Source organism: Neobacillus sp. C211, from assembly GCF_051842875.1.
In the GTDB taxonomy this organism is placed as follows: Bacteria; Bacillota; Bacilli; order Bacillales; family Cytobacillaceae; genus Neobacillus.
On sequence record NZ_JBPXRO010000040.1, the window covers coordinates 24,429 to 45,418 of the forward strand.

21 protein-coding genes are annotated in these 20,990 nt (G+C 38.7%); 4 read left to right on the forward strand and 17 right to left on the reverse strand.

Annotated elements, in window-relative coordinates; genetic code table 11:
- Positions 1–6: 6 nt before the first annotated feature.
- The 5 genes from ccpA to ACSU6B_RS25800 form a co-directional block, all read right to left on the reverse strand.
- Positions 7–1,005: a catabolite control protein A gene (ccpA, locus tag ACSU6B_RS25780; protein ID WP_410889203.1), complete on the reverse strand. Its 999-nt coding sequence runs from the start codon at positions 1,003–1,005 to the stop codon at positions 7–9.
- A 246-nt stretch (positions 1,006–1,251) separates the two neighbouring features.
- Positions 1,252–2,331 (reverse strand): bifunctional 3-deoxy-7-phosphoheptulonate synthase/chorismate mutase, encoded by a 1,080-nt coding sequence (locus tag ACSU6B_RS25785; RefSeq protein ID WP_168245349.1) that lies wholly within the window; start codon positions 2,329–2,331, stop codon positions 1,252–1,254.
- A gap of 218 nt (positions 2,332–2,549) precedes the next feature.
- Positions 2,550–2,885: a bacillithiol system redox-active protein YtxJ gene (ytxJ, locus tag ACSU6B_RS25790; protein WP_410889205.1), complete on the reverse strand. Its 336-nt coding sequence runs from the start codon at positions 2,883–2,885 to the stop codon at positions 2,550–2,552.
- Positions 2,886–2,980: 95 nt separating this feature from the next.
- A complete protein-coding gene (locus ACSU6B_RS25795) occupies positions 2,981–3,475 on the reverse strand; it encodes a YtxH domain-containing protein (RefSeq protein WP_410889206.1) in 495 nt (164 codons plus the stop codon).
- 20 nt (positions 3,476–3,495) lie between these two features.
- Positions 3,496–3,957 carry a DUF948 domain-containing protein gene (locus ACSU6B_RS25800; RefSeq protein WP_215010612.1) on the reverse strand — a complete coding sequence of 154 codons (462 nt, stop codon included), beginning with the start codon at positions 3,955–3,957 and terminating at the stop codon, positions 3,496–3,498.
- A 223-nt stretch (positions 3,958–4,180) separates the two neighbouring features.
- On the opposite strand from ACSU6B_RS25800, the gene ACSU6B_RS25805 reads away from it, so the two are divergent.
- On the forward strand, positions 4,181–5,296 hold the full coding sequence (locus tag ACSU6B_RS25805; protein ID WP_088089281.1) for an aminopeptidase: 1,116 nt from the start codon (positions 4,181–4,183) through the stop codon (positions 5,294–5,296).
- A 36-nt stretch (positions 5,297–5,332) separates the two neighbouring features.
- On the opposite strand, the gene murC is transcribed toward ACSU6B_RS25805, so the two are convergent.
- The 6 genes from murC to ACSU6B_RS25835 form a co-directional block, all read right to left on the reverse strand.
- Entirely contained in the window at positions 5,333–6,634 is a 1,302-nt protein-coding gene (gene murC, locus ACSU6B_RS25810; RefSeq protein WP_410889207.1) for a UDP-N-acetylmuramate--L-alanine ligase, read from the reverse strand.
- Positions 6,635–6,869: 235 nt separating this feature from the next.
- Complete coding sequence (locus ACSU6B_RS25815; RefSeq protein ID WP_410889226.1) at positions 6,870–9,095, reverse strand: DNA translocase FtsK; 2,226 nt, start codon at positions 9,093–9,095, stop codon at positions 6,870–6,872.
- Positions 9,096–9,522: 427 nt separating this feature from the next.
- A complete protein-coding gene (locus ACSU6B_RS25820; RefSeq protein ID WP_410889227.1) occupies positions 9,523–10,311 on the reverse strand; it encodes a DUF1444 domain-containing protein in 789 nt (262 codons plus the stop codon).
- A gap of 95 nt (positions 10,312–10,406) precedes the next feature.
- On the reverse strand, positions 10,407–10,721 hold the full coding sequence (locus ACSU6B_RS25825; protein ID WP_214719066.1) for a thioredoxin family protein: 315 nt from the start codon (positions 10,719–10,721) through the stop codon (positions 10,407–10,409).
- An 81-nt stretch (positions 10,722–10,802) separates the two neighbouring features.
- The gene (locus ACSU6B_RS25830; RefSeq protein WP_410889208.1) at positions 10,803–11,306 is read right to left on the reverse strand and encodes a DUF84 family protein; all 504 of its coding nucleotides are present in this window, start codon (positions 11,304–11,306) and stop codon (positions 10,803–10,805) included.
- A gap of 60 nt (positions 11,307–11,366) precedes the next feature.
- Positions 11,367–12,440 (reverse strand): M42 family metallopeptidase, encoded by a 1,074-nt coding sequence (locus ACSU6B_RS25835; RefSeq protein ID WP_215001123.1) that lies wholly within the window; start codon positions 12,438–12,440, stop codon positions 11,367–11,369.
- A 193-nt stretch (positions 12,441–12,633) separates the two neighbouring features.
- Here ACSU6B_RS25835 and ACSU6B_RS25840 point away from each other — a divergent pair, with 193 nt between their 5' ends.
- On the forward strand, positions 12,634–12,963 hold the full coding sequence (locus ACSU6B_RS25840) for a PepSY domain-containing protein (RefSeq protein WP_410889210.1): 330 nt from the start codon (positions 12,634–12,636) through the stop codon (positions 12,961–12,963).
- A gap of 184 nt (positions 12,964–13,147) precedes the next feature.
- Here the strand turns inward: ACSU6B_RS25840 and ACSU6B_RS25845 are convergent, their stop codons facing one another.
- Complete coding sequence (locus ACSU6B_RS25845) at positions 13,148–13,990, reverse strand: YtnP family quorum-quenching lactonase (protein ID WP_410889211.1); 843 nt, start codon at positions 13,988–13,990, stop codon at positions 13,148–13,150.
- A gap of 98 nt (positions 13,991–14,088) precedes the next feature.
- The gene (gene trmB / locus ACSU6B_RS25850; protein WP_410889213.1) at positions 14,089–14,730 is read right to left on the reverse strand and encodes a tRNA (guanosine(46)-N7)-methyltransferase TrmB; all 642 of its coding nucleotides are present in this window, start codon (positions 14,728–14,730) and stop codon (positions 14,089–14,091) included.
- Between the two features lie 153 nt (positions 14,731–14,883).
- Here trmB and ACSU6B_RS25855 point away from each other — a divergent pair, with 153 nt between their 5' ends.
- Positions 14,884–15,162: a YtzH-like family protein gene (locus ACSU6B_RS25855; protein WP_410889214.1), complete on the forward strand. Its 279-nt coding sequence runs from the start codon at positions 14,884–14,886 to the stop codon at positions 15,160–15,162.
- Here ACSU6B_RS25855 and ACSU6B_RS25860 read toward each other — a convergent pair whose 3' ends face one another.
- The 4 genes from ACSU6B_RS25860 to thpR form a co-directional block, all read right to left on the reverse strand.
- Complete coding sequence (locus tag ACSU6B_RS25860) at positions 15,163–15,936, reverse strand: phosphotransferase (RefSeq protein ID WP_410889216.1); 774 nt, start codon at positions 15,934–15,936, stop codon at positions 15,163–15,165.
- A gap of 220 nt (positions 15,937–16,156) precedes the next feature.
- Complete coding sequence (gene pulA, locus ACSU6B_RS25865) at positions 16,157–18,289, reverse strand: type I pullulanase (RefSeq protein ID WP_410889218.1); 2,133 nt, start codon at positions 18,287–18,289, stop codon at positions 16,157–16,159.
- A complete protein-coding gene (locus ACSU6B_RS25870; RefSeq protein ID WP_410889220.1) occupies positions 18,276–19,259 on the reverse strand; it encodes a diacylglycerol/lipid kinase family protein in 984 nt (327 codons plus the stop codon). Before ACSU6B_RS25870 ends, pulA begins: the two co-directional genes overlap by 14 nt.
- Before the next feature lie 22 nt (positions 19,260–19,281).
- On the reverse strand, positions 19,282–19,860 hold the full coding sequence (gene thpR, locus ACSU6B_RS25875) for an RNA 2',3'-cyclic phosphodiesterase (RefSeq protein ID WP_410889222.1): 579 nt from the start codon (positions 19,858–19,860) through the stop codon (positions 19,282–19,284).
- A gap of 167 nt (positions 19,861–20,027) precedes the next feature.
- Between thpR and cysK the strand changes: the two genes are divergently transcribed.
- Positions 20,028–20,957, forward strand: coding sequence for a cysteine synthase A (cysK, locus tag ACSU6B_RS25880; RefSeq protein WP_410889224.1), 930 nt, complete (start codon positions 20,028–20,030; stop codon positions 20,955–20,957).
- Positions 20,958–20,990 lie beyond the last annotated feature (33 nt).

A 20,990-nucleotide genomic window follows, 5' to 3' on the forward strand; every position in this document is an offset into this window, starting at 1 on the left:
ATTATTTTATTTTGTAGATTGTCGGTGTTCAATCCGATGTGGGAGAACCACAATTTGTTCTGACACCTTTTCTTTGTTCATTAATTTGGTTAAGAGCCGCATTGCAACCGCGCCAATATCATATAATGGCTGAACAATGGTTGTAAGCTGCGGGCGCACCATTAGTGATAGCCTTGTATTGTCAGATGTGATAACCTCAAAATCTTCAGGGACCTTATAGCCTTTGTCCTCTGCACCATGGACAACGCCTAGTGCCATTTCATCAGAACCCACTAAGATGGCTGTAGGTCGGTCTGCCACTTCAAGTAGTTTTTCTATTGCTTCAATCCCAGAATCGTACGTATAATCACCTTCAACCACAAGTTCTTCATTATAAGGAATGCCGGAATCTTGTAATGCCCTTTGATACCCTCTCAACTTCTTGAACGTATTTTTAGGTTCATGAAGTGGTCCAACTACAAAGGCAATATTCTTATGACCTTTTTCGATAAATTCCTTGATTGAGTCATATACCGCTTCTTCATAATCAATATTTACTGAAGGTATCTTGTTTGATTCTTCAATCGATCCTGCCAACACAATCGGTACCGGTGATTTTTCAAATTCCTCCACATGTTCGGCTGTAATATTACCGCCCATGAAGACTAATCCATCCACTTGTTTACCGAGCATCGTATTAAGCAAATGTAATTCTTTATCTTTGTTTTGGTCGGAATTACTTAAAATGATATTGTACTTATACATCGTTGCAATATCTTCAATCCCACGGGCTAATTCGGCAAAAAAGATATTTGAAATATCTGGAATAATAACTCCAACTGTAGTAGTTTTTTTGCTTGCCAATCCTCTAGCGACAGCATTTGGACGGTAGCCTAATCTGTCAATTACTTCTAACACCTTTTTGCGGGTCACCGGCTTTACATTCGGATTTCCGTTAACCACACGGGAAACGGTTGCCATTGAAACACTGGCTTCTCTTGCTACATCATAAATAGTAATATTCACTTAACACACTCTCCTAAAACGAACATCGTTTTCTTTATTTTACATCAGCTTGTATAAACTTAAACATTTAGTTTTTGTTTTTGTTTGTGAGAACGTAAACAATCTTTAATATGTATTTAATGATACGACAAGAAGATTAAAGCCGCAATTGCATTTGTCAACATTTTTGCTAAATAGCTAAATATTATTAAAAAAACCTCCTGCAAGGAGTTGCAGAAGGTTTTTCATAAAACTATCTACTTGAAATTAGAGTCGAACATAATTGGATGCAAGCAGTTCATTATAGAATTTATCAAACTGATTAAGATCCATTTGCTGCTTTTGATCCGAAAGTGCCACTGCTGGATCTGGATGAACCTCTGCCATTACACCATCTGCACCAATTGCTATCGCGGCTTTCGCACATGGCAATAATAAGTCTCTTCTACCTGTAGAATGCGTTACGTCAACCATTACAGGTAAATGTGTTTCTTGCTTTAAAATAGGTACTGCTGAAATATCTAGAGTGTTTCTTGTAGCACGTTCGTAAGTCCTTATGCCACGCTCACAAAGGATGATTTGCCCATTCCCTTGTGCCGCGATGTACTCAGCAGCATTGATAAATTCTTCGATTGTAGCCGCAATCCCTCTTTTTAATAGAACAGGTTTTTTGACGGAACCTGCTGCTTTTAACAGTTCAAAGTTCTGCATATTACGTGCCCCAATTTGAATGACATCGATATAGTCACAAGCCATTTCAAGATCAGCTGGGTTAACAATTTCACTAATAACAGCCATATCAAATTCCGTTGCAACACGTTTCAAGATTTTTAATCCCTCAACACCTAGCCCTTGAAAATCGTAAGGAGATGTTCTAGGTTTGTAAGCTCCGCCACGTAATAGGTTTAATCCTTTTTCTTTCATTGCTTTTGCTACAGTTGCCACCTGCTCATATGACTCGACTGCACATGGACCAAAAACGAAGTGTGGTTTACCATCGCCAATATTTTCACCCTTTAAGGTAACAATGGTGTCTTCAGGCTGCTTTTTTCTTGAGACGAGTAAGGCTTTACTATGGTCATCCTGTTGCAGGTCAAGACCAGCTTTAAAAATCTCTTTAAAAATATGATCAATGGTCGAATTTTCAAAAGGGCCATCATTATTCTCTTTGATAATATCAAGCATTTTTCTTTCACGGACTGGATCGTAACGGTAAACCCCTTGGTTTTCTTTAACCCGCCCTATATCCTGAACGAGCTGTGCTCTTTCATTAATTAACCTCAACAATTCTAAGTTTAGTTCATCGACACGCGACCTCAATTGTTCTAATTCAATTTTTTTGCCCATCCTTCGTCCCCGTCCTTCCTTTGCTAATCAGAACTCTTTAAAATAAAGCTCTGAATGCCTTTTTTTCTTCTGTCATTATAATATCGGCTCATGTTTAAGAATTTAAATATTATAACAATTTAATAATTAGGACTTATTATAGCGGATAAATATTTGTTTGTCACTTGTTTTTTCTTTAATGATTAAACGCTTTTAAGCGCTAAAGCGTTTGTAATATATTATGCTTGATTTTCACCAAAAGCACCTGTCAAAGAACGACTTGTTATTTTCCAGTGTGAAGCATTCCATAAAGGCTCTCCGTTTGAAAACAAGATGGTTTGTGGCGATTCATGTTTGATTTGGAATTTCTCTGCTACTTCATTGGACAAGGGGCGAGAATCCTGAACAGCTAAGAAATAAGTGGGTACAGCTTGATTTTCATTTGCAAATTTTTCATATTCTTTATATGCAGCATGGCTAATCGGACACGTTAGGCTATGCTTTAAGAGAAAAAACGTACTCTCCTTTTTTAATACTTCATGAAATTGTTCAATTGAATCAATTTTCTCTAACATGTGTACATACCTCCAGAAAATAAATAAACGGTGAAGTAATTTTATCACTCCACCGTTTTTATAACAAATAAACAGATTTAGCTTGCGACTAATTTTTATAATTTAACCTTATTTTCTTCATCATCAAAGGCTTTTTCTGCTTCTTCCAGCTTTTTTCTTATTTCTGAGCTATCAAGGGGTCCAATTTCGATTGACTTCTTCGATTCTATCTTTTCTTTTGGAGTATGAAGAGGAATATAGTTTAATTCTCCTTCTTCTTTCAACTCGTCTTGGCTCGTTATTTTTCCTTTTACCTTGTTCAATAGTTCTTGGGATTGTAGGACAATTCCTTGGGAAAGGCTGGATCCTTTGGACGCTAATTCATTGCTTTTTGTCATTACATTTTCACGCATGGCAGCTGTTTTATCGAAGATCGTTCCAGCTTGGTTATTAAACTTATTGCGGAGATCTTTTCCGGACTTGGGAGCCAAAAGCAGTGCCGCAGCTGCACCAACCACTCCTCCGATAATTGCTCCCAGCAAAAATCTATTGGAAGACTCCTCATTTCGAGTTTGATTCGTATCCCGTGAATCATATTCTCTATTAGGCATTTAATTTCCTCCTCTTTATTCTAATGGGATCTAACCTTCTTGCCCTCGTCTAAGCTTACCCTGTTTTTTTGTTGCTTCCTAGCTTGCCACTTATCCTTTAATTCAAGAATGATATGACTCCATTGAACAATTTGCGAGACCTTTTCTTTACTTTCCTCTACTTGTTTATCTACAGATTGAGTAATGTTTTGTAAAGTCCCATTGAATTTAGTGACGGTTGTACCTACGTCTTTTACGGCTCCAACCACACTATTTAAACTATCGGATTTCTCCTTAATATCGTCAGCTAGAGCGTTTGTTTTTTGTAAAAGAATCGTGGTTTCTGCTGTAACACCCTCCAACTGTTTTTCTAATCCAGATAATGTCTTCGAAACGTTTGTAAGTGTAACCTGAAATGATTTGAGTGTTGTCGATAAAAATATGACAAGTACAAAAAACGCAATCGCTATCAAGGCTACGCTTAAGTATAAAATAATTTGCATCGTGCACCTCCGCCTTAATCCTATCAATATGTATTACCCATCAAGTATAGATATAAACCTCGCTAATTATCTTATACTACTTCCATAAAATTGTCTTCATTTCCTGCCGCTTCTAATAAAAATTTAATCTCGGGTTGGGAGCAGAATTTTATTTTTCAACTTTCGGCCTTTATTCGGTTACAATATGTGTGTACTTACTTAATTCTGTTGGAGGCGTAAAAATATGAAAGATCCACGTATTGAGAAACTGGCAAAAAATCTAATTAATTACTCGGTACAGCTTCAGAAGGGAGAAAAAGTTTTAATTGAAAACTTTGGACTTCAGCGTGAACTTGTGACTGCCCTCGTGAAGGAAGCCTATCTAGCAGGGGGATACCCTTTTGTGCTCTTAAAGGACCACCAAGTGGATCGCTCTCTTTTATTAGGTGCACAGGAAGAGCAATTTAACATGATGGCAGAATTTGAAGCAAATGTGATGAGCAAAATGGATGCATACATAGGTCTTCGTTCGGGTGATAACATCAGTGAACAATCAGATGTTCCTGATGATAAAATGAAAGTCCATGGAAATACCATTGGTAAAAAGGTTCATCGTGACATCCGTGTTCCTAAGACCAAATGGGTTGTTCTTAGATATCCTACTTCGTCCATGGCCCAATTAGCAAAGATGAGTACGGAAGCATTTGAAAACTTTTACTTTGATGTTTGTAACCTTGATTATGGAAAAATGGATAAAGCAATGGATAGTCTTAAGGAGCTTATGGATCGTACTGACAAAGTACGAATTACTGGTCCAGGAACGGATCTAAGCTTTTCCATTAAGGATATCCCAGCCATCAAATGTGCAGGACGGTTAAACATTCCTGATGGTGAAGTTTATACTGCGCCTGTTAAGGACTCCGTTAATGGGGTTATCACTTATAACACTCCATCTCCGTATCAAGGTTTTACATTTGAAAATGTGAAGCTAACTTTTAAAGATGGGAAAATTGTAGAAGCTGAGTCTAACGATTCTAGCCGTATCAATAAAATATTTGATACGGATGAAGGGGCCCGCTATATTGGGGAATTCGCCATTGGGGTAAATCCTTTTATCCTCAATCCAATGCAAGATATCTTGTTTGATGAAAAGATTGCTGGCAGCTTCCATTTTACACCTGGACAATGCTATGATGATGCCTTTAATGGAAACCATTCAAATATCCACTGGGATATGGTTAATATCCAACGTCCTGAGTATGGCGGTGGGGAGATGTATTTTGATGAGGTATTAATCCGCAAAGATGGTCTGTTCGTTATTCCTGAATTAGAAGTGTTAAATCCTGAAAACCTTAAATAAAAGAAAGGATGCCAACAATTGCTGGCATCCTTCTTTTTATTTAGTTAATTGTTTTTCGTAAGATTCTTGGAATTTTTGAATATCTCCAGCGCCCATGAAAATAATTACACTGTTTTCATATTCATTTAGTACGGATGTATTTTCTTCGGTAATTATTTCGGAACCTTCAATTCGGTCCTGGAGATCCTTGATTGATAGTTTTCCATGATTTTCACGAGCAGAGCCGAAGATCTCACACAAATAGGCTTTGTCCGCCTCACGTAAACTTTTCGCAAAGTCTTCTAAGAACGCTTGAGTGCGTGAAAAAGTATGTGGCTGGAAGACCGCCACAATTTTCCGATCCGGATATTTTTGCTTTGCTGCATCGATAGTTGCTTTAATTTCAGTTGGATGATGGGCGTAATCATCAATTAAAATCTGTGTCCCAATTCTTTTTTCGGAAAATCTTCTTTTTACACCTTGGAAGGTAGTTAATTGGTCCTTGACTATCTCTACATTTGTTTCTTCATAATGGCACAATCCAATAACAGCAAGTGCGTTTAACACACTATGATCACCAAAGGTTGGGATGGAAAAATTATCATAGAATGTATTACGAATAAATACATCAAAGCTCGTTCCACTTGTTGTTTTCACAATATTTTTGGCTTGATAGTCATTCTCCTCGCCAAAACCATAAAACAAGACAGGGACCTTTGCTTGGATTTTTTGAAGCTGTTCATCATCGCCATAAGCGAATATTCCTTTTTTTACCTGAATGGCCATCTCTTGAAATGCCGAAAAGACATCATCAATATTAGCAAAGTAATCGGGATGATCAAAATCGATATTTGTCATAATCGCATAGTCAGGAAAATAAGACAAGAAGTGCCTTCTGTATTCACAGGCTTCAAATACAAAGTATTCCGAGCCCTCTTTACCTTTACCTGTTCCGTCACCAATTAAAAACGAGGTAGGTTTAGCCCCTTCAATCACATGGGCGAGTAAACCTGTTGTAGACGTCTTACCGTGCGCACCGGTGACCGCAACACTAGTAAAGTTCTGCATAAAGTCACCCAAAAACCGATGGTATCGCACAATAGGGAGACCTAGCTTCATCGCCTCTTGAATTTCCTCATGGGTATCTGGAAAAGCATTTCCTGCAATAATCGTCATTCCTGGCTTGATATTCTCCTTTTGAAAGGGAAGGATCGTTATCCCTGATTGTTCAAGGGCCAGTTGTGTAAAAAAGCGCTTTTCGACATCGGAGCCTTGCACTTTAAATTTCATATCATGTAGAACTTGTGCGAGTGCACTCATTCCAGACCCCTTTATACCTACAAAATGGTAAATAGTCATAGAAGAACCTCCAACAACGTCTATCTGTATAACAGTATATGACATCTGTCTGTATTTGCTAATAAGAAAAACTGAGTGCTATTGCACCCTAAAAAATTCAGTTACTTGTAAAAACATATTTAATAATTATAACATTGTTCATCCTGAAAAACTATTTGCGGACCTAAAATCTTTACGGCCGCACTAGTCAGTCCACTATATATTATTTGTTCCTGTCATTAAAGAATACTATAGATTAATTATTTGCACTAGCATCTTGAATTGACTCTAAATCGGCTAAGGTAATTAAAACCTCACGTGCCTTGCTTCCATTTGCGCTGGTAATATACCCATGGGTCTCAAGCATATCCATTAACCTTGCCGCTCGGTTGTATCCTATTTTAAACCGCCTTTGCAGGCTTGAAGTGGAAGCACCGCCTTGGTCAATAATAAATTCACAGGCTTCATAAAAAAGTTCATCTTCATTTTCGGTTACTTGTGCCTTTTTTAATAGTTCTTCTTGCTCGAACAAGTACTCTGGCTCCCGCTGCTCTCTCACATGACCCACCACTAGATCAATCTCTTCATCCGACACAAACGTTCCTTGCAGACGGACGGGTTTAGAGGAGCCGTTTTCTAAAAATAACATATCGCCGCGTCCTAGCAACTTTTCAGCACCGCTAATATCAATAATCGTCCGCGAATCGACCTGAGAAGAAACAGAGAAGGCGACTCGTGTCGGAATATTGGCTTTAATTAATCCAGTTATCACATCCACCGAAGGTCTTTGTGTTGCCACGATGAGATGTATACCGCAGGCTCTAGCCTTTTGAGCAATCCTGCATATTGCTTCTTCCACATCTGCTGGGGACATCATCATTAAATCGGCTAACTCATCTATGACAATAACAATGAATGGAAGTTTATCTGAATACTGTTTATGTTTTATAGCCAATTCATTAAAGCGGTTAATGTCACGAACGCCTGTATGGGCGAATAGTTCGTAACGTCTTTCCATTTCATCTACAGCCCATTTTAATGCAGCTGTTGCCGCCTTTACATCTGTTATAACTGGACTAACAAGATGTGGAATACGGTTATATGGAGCAAGTTCCACCATTTTTGGATCAATCAGCAAAAGCTTTACATCTTCTGGGCTCGCCTTAAATAGCAAGCTAACCAAAATCGTGTTAATACAAACGCTCTTTCCTGACCCGGTCGCTCCTGCGATCAATCCGTGGGGCATCTTCTTTAAGTCAGTTACAATCGGTTTTCCTGCAATATCAAGGCCAAGTACCGCTGTTAATGGTGACGTAGATTCTTTAAAGATGCTGCTTTGAATAATTTCGTTAATGAATACAGGTCGCGACTTTTGGTTTGGAACTTCGATCCCAATGGTATGTTTTCCGGGAATAGGTGCTTCAATCCGAATATCTCTTGCGGCAAGGCTTAACTTGATATCATCACTTAAGTTAGTTATTTTATTTACCTTTACACCAGGCTCCGGCTGAACTTCAAAGCGGGTGACGGAAGGACCTTGTGTCACATTAACAACACTTGCACCTACATTAAAGTTTTGTAAGGTTTCGTTTAAAATCTCCTCTTGCTCTAGTAACCATTTGGTATCATTCACCACCGTAACAGGAGGGTTAAGTAAACTATCTGTTGGGAATACATAATAGCCATCATCCGTAGGTGTCAGACTCTCTTTTTCCTTGATTGGGAAGAGGTCAATTACTTGACTAACCTTCTCTGCCTGCTTATTCTCAGTGGGGACCTCAGACGGATGTTCGAGCCCTCTTTTTCGTTTTCGCTCTTCCCATTTCTGTTTATCTTGTTTTAACATCATCACATTAAATGGCAAATTAGATCGCTTCGGTGCGGGCGGTTCAGATAAAGCCTCAACTACTTCCGCTTCCTCGATGGATTCTGTTGAAACTGCAATTAATTCTTTTACTTCCTCTATTGAATCTTCTTCCTGTGTTACTTCTTCTGTTGATTCCTCTTCCTGTGTTACTTCCTCTGTCGCTTCTTCTTCTTGTGTGACTTCCTCTTCAACTTCAACCAATTCTATCTGAATTTCTGCCATTGGAATTGGAACAATCTCTTCGATCGTGTGTTCCAGCAGTTCAGATGAAGGCATTTCTTTGTTAAGGCCCACTTGTTCTACTTGATTAATTTCTAACCAAGTTGTTTCCACCTCTAGCTCTTCATCGTTTACAAATGGTACAGTTTTCTCCGTTTCGATCGTCGTTTCTTTTGAAACAACTAAACTATCAAACCGATTTTCAACATCATCGTTTAAAAAATGGCTTAATTCATGCTCGACTATGATATCCGTATTCTTAGGCCGCTGATTAAATCCAAAAACAGGCGAAGGAATTTCTGTTGGTTGGAAGGGACCCCTCTTTTTAGGCAGCGGCTCTTGTTTGCTTTTAGGCACTTCCTTTTTGAATGTTTGAACCACAGACTTTTCCGTCATTTTTCTTTTTTCCGGAAGCCGCTCTGTTCGTTTTTGACGCAATGTTTCTTCCTTCACTTTCTGAGTTACCTTAGGAATGGGTGTATAAGAAGGACGATTGCTTCCCTTTGGGTATTGATAGGATATTTTTGTATCCAAATCCTTTAGCTTTTCATATTTGTTAAGTAACGGCGGACCTTCATGTTTATGTATAATATAACCGTCAAATTCTTCATCATCTTCCTCTTTTTTTAATCTTTGAAAAAAGTTTTGGAACCAGCTCAAAACTATCACTCTTTCTACTTTCAACTTTCACTATCACTCTATTTTATCAGTTTTTCATATTTTTTCGACATAATTCTTTGAAATGAGTCAAAATACATAAAGACTAAATATCGTGCAATGAAAAAAGATCACCTTTCTTGATGTGATCCTTCTTCTATTTTAATTATTTATTTTTTCCTAAAATAAAAATAGGTTCTAATTCACCATTTTCATATAAAAATGAAAGGGCAGTGATTGGTACATGACCGTTTGCGAAAAAGCTCATTGCCATTTGCGCTAGAACATCGTAGCCTCTGTCATTACGAATATCCGCGATAATTAATACATCCTGATGTGGAACAGCAAGTACCATCGTACCAGTAATTTGCTTCTCCATTTCATTTAAGAATCCCTTATTTAGGATCCTGCTTGCATCGTATCCATCATTGGTATTGAGGAAGTAAAAACTATTGCCAGCCACTTGGTCTTCTTTTAAAGAAGTCGAAAGGGATCTTACATTAAATAAGGCAATTTCCTTAATCCTTTTAGCTTCCCAGCCCTCTTTAGCCATGATACGTGAGTCAATTAGCCGATACGTACTGCCTTGATCATACGCATAATAAATTTTTGTTTCCGCTGTGTGGTCGTCAACTAAGAATGGCACACCCTCTTCTGCTTCTGATGGGAAAGAAGTGGAGCGGATAATGGGAAAGATTTTTTTCTCATGATTGGTTAATTGAATGTCGTCCTCCATCGCACGGAGCCCTTCTTCGATATAATAAACGACTTCATCAATGGCTTTTTCCTTTTCACTATGCCATTTGGCAATAATCCCAGGTAATGCTACTGTTATACCTTTACCGGACACTTTACTTTCAAATCGAAGTTGGTCCTTTTCACGGTCATAAGTTATTAAACGATCTTTTCTAGCCAAGCGCTGTTCTAATTCACTTTTCATTTTTCTGCTATCCATTTTCATCTTTTAATCCCTCCATTTTAGGAGCTGCACAGCTTATTTTACAATAAAAACCCTCCATCTCAAAAGGTGATGGAGGGTTTCGGACTTTTTTATTTCAAACCCGAAATAAAACCTTCAATTTCTTCTTGCGTTTTTCGGTCCTTACTTACGAATCGACCCAGCTCTTTCCCATTTTCAAAGGCAATAAAGCTCGGGATCCCAAAGACGTCCAATTGCTGACATATATCAATAAACTGATCACGGTCTACATGAATGAATGTATACTCATTAAATTTGGATTCTACTTCCGGTAGAACCGGCTCAATCACACGGCAATCGGGGCACCAGCCTGCAGAAAACATGAAGATCGTTTTCCCATGATCGCGCAGCTGTTCAAATTGTTCAACTGATTCTAAATTCTTCAAATTCAACGCCTCCATTTGAATATATGACCTTTTTCGTAACATCTTCACAAATCATATCAGTCCTGCAGCATTTCAGTCCAATTATTTGCTCCTTTGATATTGTCCCACTAAAAGGTTCATAACATGAGTAAACATTTCAGAACGATTCACTATTCCATTTGTAAAAATCCCGACTGCACCTTCTTGTTTCCTGACATTTTCCTTTTTCGCATAATCTTCCATAACCGGTCCGAGTTCTTCACCTGCCCTTAATCGAATGGCTATTTCTTCAGGCAGCGGGAGTCTTGCTCCACCTGCAATAATCGGCTCCCTCCCACTTGATACAAGAGCTCCCCAGTTACAAATAAGCAAACCGTAACTCGTTTCCTGAACGCCTCCCTCAAGGCCAATCCCAATATCGCCATTTCCCTGCTTTAAGGCAGTTGCCGCTCGATTAATGGCTCCTCTAATCGTTTCTTCGTCGGAAAAAGGCTGCTCGCTGACACCCGATGGGATATCTAAGGAAACAAACTCATCTTCATGAGAAAAACTGTTTTTTACTGCAGTAATTTTAGCTGGGTTCTTTGAACCAATGATAATTTTCATTCTAGTAACTCCTTTAGACATAGTAAAAGGAGGCATATTGTAAAATGCCCCCCATTAAATTCAGCTGTTGGCTTTAATGGAATCGACCGTTGTTTGGTCACAAGCCTTGACTAGTTTAACAATTAACTCTTTAGCCGCTGCATAATCATCAACATGAACAATGGAGGCATGCGTATGAATATACCGAGAACAAATACCAACGACAGCACTTGGAACGCCCTCATTTGATTGATGGACACGACCGGCATCTGTTCCACCCTGTGAAACAAAATATTGGTAACGGATATTATGTGTTTCCGCTGTATCTAGTACAAACTCTCTCATCCCGCGATGGGTGACCATAGACCGGTCAAGGATCCTGAGCAAGGCCCCTTTACCTAATTGGCCAAACTCTTGTTTATCTCCTGTCATATCATTGGCAGGACTTGCATCCAGTGCAAAAAAGAGGTCAGGTTTAATCATATTGGCGGCAGTTTGGGCACCACGTAAGCCTACTTCTTCTTGCACCGTTGCACCTGAATAGAGAGTATTTGGCAAGGTTTCGTCTTTAAGTTCTTGAAGCAATTCAATCGCTAAACCACAGCCGTAGCGATTATCCCATGCTTTAGCTAATATTTTTTTCGGATTAGCCATTGGAGTAAATGGACAAATAGGCAAAATCGCCTGTCCTGGCTTAATCCCAATTCGTTTTGCATCTTCACGGTCATCTGCGCCGATATCGATCAGCATATTTTTAATTTCCATTGGTTTGTTACGTTTTGCATCGTCCAATAGATGTGGTGGAATGGAACCAACGACACCAATCACCGGACCATTATTTGTCATTACTTGAACCCGCTGGGCAAGAATAACCTGACTCCACCATCCACCAAGCGGCTGAAAACGAAGCATTCCATTATCCGTTATAGAAGTAACCATGAAGCCCACTTCATCCATATGACCGGCCACCATAACAGTTGGACCAGTCACCGTACCTCTTTTCACCCCAAAGATGCTGCCAAGATTGTCTTGAACAATTTCATCTGAGTATTGTGACAGTTGTTCTCTCATGAATTTTCTTACTAAGTGTTCATTTCCAGAGGCACCTGGAAGCTCTGTTAACGTTTGAAAAAGCTTTAAGGTTTGTTCATTCATTTTTTTGAGGCTCCTTTGGATTTCTTTGGTAGTTTATGTAGATATTTTTATATTACAGAACTTCGATTTCTCTTTCCAACAATTGAATTTAATATTTGTCATATTATGTTCCTCATGGCAAATACGATATACTAAAGAAGAGAATTCTTGATAGTAAATCTTTTCCAAATTTATTTTTTTTGGAGGTCCTGTTATGAATTGGAAGTCGTTTTTCCTCGGTGCAGCAGTTGGTATTATCGGTGGATTTGCTGCTAAAGAAATGGTTAACTGTAAGACCCCTGTTTCACCTGAAAAAGTATTAGAGCAAGTCAAAAAACAATTTAATCAGAATGGGCCGATCTTCGGGTCATGGATACATATGGAAGCAGAGCCGTATGAAAAGCAGCAGATTAATTATCGTGTTTACAAAGGTGGTATTTCTAAAAACAACAATGGCATAAACGAACAATTTGAATTCATTGCAGATGCCCGAACGGGAACTTTATTAGATGTGCGTAATTTATCAGAGGAACTTGTATCATAAGATTAAGCGTAAGCGCGCCTTGTACAGAGACAAGGACATTAGGACATTTTTGCTTTCCCATCGGATTTGTGTCCTCATGAACCTCTCATGAGGACAGTTTCGCTTTCCCGTTCCTATTTTTGTCCTCATGAATCTCTTATGAGGAATCTAAAAGCATTTGCGTTCTCCTTCGGCTATTTTCACCCTACCTTTCCCTCTTGATGCTCTCCACTGTTTGCTTTCCGTCAGCGTCCCACTTCACTGCCCGGTAATAGGCATCATGATAAAAGCTAAACCATGCATTTTTTTTAAAGCCGTATGGCAGCCATTTTTTCTTTGCCGCTATTGAGGTCATTGGGTAATCATCATAAGCCATTACCCATAATACCTGTTGGTGGGCATGTGTTGCCATCAGATCTGCCATATGAATTAACATTTCCCCCTCGTCCTCTACGACAAGAATAGAATGTCCATCACTATGGCCCCCCGTATGGACCATTGTAATCGCCCCTAAATTCCAGTTTTCCTTGAAAGGAACCACCTGTGATTCAATGGCTTCCCAGTTTTCTTTCCAGTATGTATTTTTCGAACGAATATTGGGGTTACGCATTTCGTCCCATTCTACTTGTGAGGTAATAATTTGTGCATTGGGAAATGCGGAAACATATTGATCATTTTCAAACTTGGTTAGGCCGCCGGCATGGTCAAAGTGCATATGGGTCATCAGGATGTAATCGATCTCCTCTGCTTTTAACCCTAATTTTATTAATGATTCATCAAGCTCCGATTCCTTGGTGACTCCAAAATTTCTTAATTGCTTTTCCGATAACTTTCCTTTTCCAATACCGGTTTCTACTAAGAAATTCTTTCCATCCATTTGAAGTAACATGGGATCTGTTGGCAATTCAATTTGATTTTTCTCATTGGGTGGATATTTCTTGGACCATAACCCTTTTGGAACAACCCCAAACATGGCACCACCGTCTAAATTGGTTACCCCTCCAGATAACCACGTCAATGATACGCCGCCTATTTTTAATGTTTCCAACTTTCCATCCCCCTTTGTACCTTTTTCTATATATTAACATTGACTAACTATTTAGAGAAACGAAAAAGGACAGTTCAAAATTGAACTGTCCCTAAAATTTAGTTTTGATACTTTACTTCACAACGATAAATGCGACTTCCTTTTTCTGAAAATTTCTCTTCATACTCTGTCATGATGTTACCTTCATAATCACTTTTATGAAGATCTAGACTAATGTACTTTAATAATAAACCGTACTCCGAAAAGCTCATTAAAGAATTTTCAAATAACCCTTGGTTGTCGGTTTTGAAATGGATTTCTCCACCATCAACCATAATATCCTCATAAAGCTTCAAGAAATCCTTATATGTTAATCTTCTTTTTCTATGACGATATTTTGGCCATGGGTCAGAAAAGTTTAAATAGACCTGATCCACATCATTCTTTGTAAAGTATTTTGCTAAATCATTTGCATCTACGTTAAGAAGCCTGAGGTTCGGTAAATCGGCTTCAATTAAGCGGTCTAATGCTGTAATGATGACACTGTCGTATATTTCAATCCCCATATAATTAATCCCCGGATTTGCTTTCGCCATTTCCGTAATAAATTGACCTTTTCCTGTGCCCACTTCAATATGAATTGGATGATCGTTTTCAAATACTTCATGCCATTTTCCTTTATATTGTTCTGGATTGGCAACTATATATTGGGGATGCTGTTCTATTTTTTCCTTTGCCCAAGGTTTATGTCTGACTCTCATTTATGACACTCCTAAAAATAATATTGTTTACTACATATCATGCACCATTTGTCCTTACAAGTTTAACTAAGATGATGCATAAACAAAAAAAGAATTCACAACCTAACAGTGTGAATTCTTTTTTTTAAATAACACTTGAGAGGGTGTACATTCATGCCATTAAGTCATGGTGACCAAGTTACATTATTAAAAGATATATTAAACAATCATCAAACAGATTGCTGCGGGTCCGTTTCAGAATGTGAACAACTGGAACGCTTAGTGAAATCCCTAATGGTTAATACACAGGTTGATCAAAATGTTAAAAGTATCTTACAGGAAGTATATCAGTACAGCCAACATGGGGTTGGCACAGCAGATTTAGATCAACATATCTTATCAAACCAAGAAAATTTATCCAATTGGGTTAGCGATATTGGTCAGTTTTCTTAACTAGAGAATTCCATCTAAGAACTTTATCCATTTGTTCATTTCTTCCAAGCGACTTTTATTTTTATACCATTGGATAGAAGAAAGAGTTTGAATGGTCACATACCATTTCATGCGCAGTTTTAGGTTATCTGTCAGCTTTTTTCCGTAAAGCTTAAGCCAATCCTGCCAATTTTCTTCTGGAATATACCAATAAAGGAGCAGCCCTAGGTCAATGGCGGGGTCGGCTATCATTGCCCCGTCCCAATCAATCAAGTACAACTGGTTGTCTTCTGCAAGCAGCCAGTTGTTATGGTTGACATCACCATGACAAACCACCTTTTCATCGCAATAAACATTTAAAGCTTCTTTTTTTAAAAAGTTCATTGCTTTTTGCGATTCAGGCATTAGGAGTACCTCTTCATCTAACTCGTTTGCAACTCTTTGCAATAACGGTTCAGGATGCATTGGAGAGCTCTCTAATCGACTTAACATTCCAAGCATTGGCTCGGAGCAATGAATTTTCTTAAGCAGTTTCGCCACGAGTTCTTGGTTCATTTCAGACGGCTTTAACTCTCTGCCGGGAAGCCACTGCTGTGCAGTTATGACGTCTCCACTTTCCAACCGTTTTGTCCAAACAAGCTTTGGGACGATGCCTTCTGCTGAGAGTACAGCAAGGAACGGAGAAGAATTCCGCTTTAAAAAAAGCCTTTGGTCTTTATATTTCGCATAAAAGGCTTCACCTGTTTTGCCTCCAGCAGGGGTAATTTCCCATTCTTGTCCTAGTATATGATCCAAAATTGCTCACCTTCAATTTATGCCGTTCTAATGGGCTTATTCCCCTTATTTCTAAGAGGTAAAACCTGCGCTGCCGGAAGGTCCTATATTACCACAGTTTCATTAACAGCTTTTTATTTTTTTAGAAATAAAAAAAAGCTATTGAAACCATTGCACACAATAGCCATCTTAATAAATTTTATCTCGGATTACCTTTTTTCGTCAAGTAAATCTGAAGAAACTATTTTTTTAGCAAAACATTTATGGAAACTGGCTCCATCAAAACTTGGCCACCATGCAAAATCTTTTTAGAGGAAATTTCAGCTTGTTCATGGTCAACTAAAACAGCCCAGTCCCCTTTTGGTATCGAAATTGCTTGCTTCTTTGACGAAGGGTTAATTAATAAGATTACATCATCTTCCCTATTAAACAAATACCCCAACATCGGTGCAGCTAATGGTAATTGTCGTATATTTGCACGGATTTCAGCAGAAGTTCTCATTCGGAAAGAATAAAGAGATTTACGGATTTGAATAAGTCCTTTAATATATTTTACGTTCTCTTTATATATTATCTTTCTATCCCAATCAAGTTGATTGATTGGATCAGGAGAACGATAACTATTTCCATCACCCTTTTTTGTTCGCAAAAACTCTTGGCCGCTGTGGAGAAATGGAATTCCTTGTGATAATAAGACAATACTCGTTGCGAGACGATGATATTTTATTCGTAAAGAATCCTCTGCATCAGGGAGACAAGCAATAAGTTTATCCCACATTGTATGATTATCATGGCACTCAACATAGTTCACTGATTGGAAGGGTTCATTAAAAAGGGCCACCCCCTGTTTCGTAAAACCGATACTGCCCGTTATAACCTCATTAGCGGCCTCAACGTAGTGCTCACTTCCTAAGGCAAAACCTTTATCAAACAAGTTAAATGAACTACCTTTTATACAATCACGATATTTATCATTGAATTGAGCTATTTTTGGCATTTTTGCCTGATTTGCTATTGTTGCTTTCCGCTCAACTGGAAGGGGTGTGTTGAGACTCCAGCCTTCACCGATGATGATTGTTCCTTTTGACAGGCTGTCGCACACTTTCCTTACTTCGTTCATAGTCTCTACATCCAATATCCCCATCAAATCAAAGCGAAAACCATCGATATGATATTCCTTCAGCCAATAACGAATCGAATCAACAATATATTTTCTGACCATTTTTCGTTCTGATGCAATGTCATTCCCAACCCCTGTACCATTGGAAGGGAGTCCAATTTCGTTATGACGGAAATAATAACCCGGGACCACCTTTTCAAAGGAGGAATTCTCACGGATGTAAACATGATTATAAACCACATCCATAATCACTCGAAGTCCAAGACTATGAACTTGATCAATTAACTGTTTTAACTCCATGATTCTTGAATAGGGATCGGCAGGATTCGTTGAATAGCTTCCTTCGGGAGCATTGAAATGGAGAGGATTATATCCCCAATTATATTCATTATTTGGTTGCAGTTCATCGACGCCCGCAAAATCATGGAAGGGGAGGAATTCTATATGGGTAATACCAAGGTCTTTTATATAAGATAATCCTGTAGGTTCATCGTCGATCCCTTTTGTATTTAGCTCACCTGCACCTAGATAAAGTCCTTTATTCTTTACACCACTTTTAGGGTGGATCGTTAAGTCTCTGATATGTGTTTCATAAATGATTGCATCTACGGCATTTTCAATAGCGGGTAAGTTTGGACGCGGCCTATGTGTTTTCTCAAGCCTCACAATCACTCCAAGCTCACCATTGACCGTCACAGCCTTAGCATAAGGATCTGTAGCCTCTCGCCATTCTTGATTAACAAGGATGAGGAAACTATATTGATAGAATTCTAATTCACGGTTGACAGTAACAGACCATATGCCGCGATCCTCTCGTTTCATTTTTACAATTTCTGAAAAGCTGCTATTAGCAGGACGTAACTTTAATTTAACTTGGGTGGCGGTTGGGGCCCATAGCTTAAAACAGGTCTGGCCAGCATGAAACGTAACACCAAGGTCATTACCGTCATAATAGAATTTCTCGTCAAAGGCGTCCGTTCGAATCACTGCACCAATATGCAGGTCTGTTTTCCCGCCATGTTCATCTATAATCACATATTGTTTTTCAAAGGAATAATCTTTTGAAAATTCACAAATATATTTCATATTATTATCTATTTGTCTCTTCTCGATGATTTTCAAGGGATGTTCTTGAAAATCACTAGAAATTAAGAAAGCGGATGACAAACCGTGATGATAGGAAAGTGGTAGAAGAATCGTAATGATCTTCATCTCATCTAGATAGGCAAAGAAATTTCGGTCAGTAGCAATCATTCGAGTCCCTCTCTTTCAACTCCACTTCTTCCGGACGTTTTATTCTCGACAACACTTCCAAAGCTCTTGCTTGAAGATGTATATTCAAAGGAGTAAATCCAATATGCTCCCCATCTGCGTGAACAAAAAGGGCTGAAGGGGATTGGATAGAAACATCCTTTCCTGTATAAGTTTTCACTTCTTTAAAATAGATGTGCTTCCCCCAAAACACACTGATAAAAACGAGTAAAAGCTTCCACCTTGATAATCGTTTAACAACGGTTATATCAAAAAGTCCATCATCAGGCTCGGCAACAGGGGCAATTTTCATTCCACCGCCATAATATGGTTGGTTGGAAACCGTTACAAACCATGTTTGTTCAAATATATGCTTTTCTCCGTCAATTGATAAATCAATTGTTGAGGTTTTATAAGTAAATAATTTTTTTAATAAAAAATAAACATAAACCAACCTGCCCAACGAAAGTTTATTGAGTAATGCCTTCATCCGGGATTGATTAACTTCATAAGAAATGATTGCATCAAACCCAGCACCCACATTGTTAATAAAATAGTGCTGATTCGAATCATCCATGGTAATTTTCCCAATATCAATAGGCAGACCTTTATGTTTCGCGAGGCGGAGAATCACTGCTAATGCTTCCACGGGGTCGACAGGAATTTGAAATCCTCTGGAAAAATCATTTCCAGACCCACCAGGGATAAATCCCAGTGTAATATTATTATCCTTCACTGCTCCATTTACCACTTCATGCATCGTTCCATCTCCGCCAACAGCGATGATCATCTTTTGCTCAGGGTCCTTTAACGTAATTTGGCTAGCAAGGATATTTGCATGGCCTGGATATTCGGTAAAGAATGCAAGGTAGGAAACCTGTTCAACTTTGAGTTGCTGTTCTACCCGTTCCCAAATCTTAAAGCAGTCGCCATTTCCAGCTTTTGGATTAATAATAAAGTAAATTTGTTTCATATTACCAACCCTTATTTTAATTTTATGTTTTTGTGTAATTTAAAGGAAATACTTTTAGGGCTTCATACTTGGGTGTTTTGTTAAGGTTTGTCCGATATAATACTACTTCACTTGCTTCAAATGAGAGAGGGTTAGGCTGAAGATCTTCCCATAAATCAAGCATTGCCTTTTGGAAAGGATGGACCCCGCCCCACTTTCTAGCAAGTGTTATATGAGGTCGAAAGGGTCTGGTTTCAAGTTGAAACCCTGCATTCTCACAAGCAGAAAACACCTTTTTTCTGATGGCTTGTAAATGTTTGCTTTCATCGGTATCTGCCCAAAAAACACGAGGAGAATCAGCACTTCCGAAAAATCCAAGTTTGTTGATTTTCAGGGTGAAAGCTTTCTCATCTTTGAGGGCATCCTTAACATTATTTTCTGCAAGTGCAAGTTTATCAGGTGGAGCACTGCCTAGAAATGCTAGGGTTATATGCAAATCTTGATAATGAACCCAGCGGCTAAATGGGATTCGTTCCTTTATTTTTTCCATATGTTCTTGCATCGTTATTTTTGATTGTTCTGGTATTCTTACGGCAAAGAAAAAATGAGATCGATGTTCCATTGTTATCTTCCTTTCTTTAGTTAATTTTAGTCTATTTTGTCCTAAATGTATCTATTAGCAAACAGGCAATTACCCGATATTTTTTACATAGAGCATAAATTTATTTATTATTAGATAGGAAACTATAATTTTAGAACTTACTTCAAGGTATTGAAAGGAAGGTCCCTATGAAAGTAGTCAACAATATCGCTGAATTAATCGGGGATACACCATTAGTGAAACTAAATCGATTAGCACCAAAGGACGGGGCCTCGGTTTATTTAAAACTGGAGTACTTTAATCCCAGCAAGAGCGTTAAAGACCGGGCAGCTTTTAATATGATTATCGAAGCAGAAAAGGCTGGAAAATTAACAGCAGATTCAACGATTATTGAGCCGACCAGTGGAAATACAGGGATTGGCCTTGCCATGAATGCTGCTGCTCGCGGCTATAAATCGATTATCGTGATGCCCGATACGATGACACAAGAACGAATCAGCATCCTAAGGGCATACGGGGCTGAGGTTGTCCTTACACCTGGGGCTGAAAAAATGCCAGGAGCCATCCAAAAAGCACTTGAATTAGCAAGTGAGATTCCAAATAGTTTTGTCCCCATGCAATTTGAAAATCACGCAAATTCAGATGCGCACCGATTCACTACTGCTGTTGAAATTATCAAAGCGATGAAGGAAATCGGTAAACCGCTGGCAGCATTTGTCGCAACAGCTGGAACTGGAGGAACCATCACTGGCACAGGGGAAACATTAAAAGAGCATTATGAAAATTTAACGGTCCATGTTGTCGAACCGAAAGGCTCGCCTGTTTTATCAGGCGGAAAACCAGGTAAACACAAGCTGGTTGGGACAAGCCCAGGTTTTATCCCAGTTATTCTTAATCAAAATGTCTATGATGAAATCCATCAAATCAATGATGAAGATGCCTATGATATCGCACGTCGGTTGGCTGTCGAAGAAGGAATTCTAGTCGGACCATCCTCTGGCGGTGCTTGCTTCGCCGCATTAGAAGTTGCCAGACGGTTAACTCCAGATGATGTGGTCGTTTGTATTGCATGTGATACGGGGGAACGATACTTATCCAGTGATTTGTTTCAATATTAATTAGAAAAGACGTGGACACTCCTGTGTTCACGT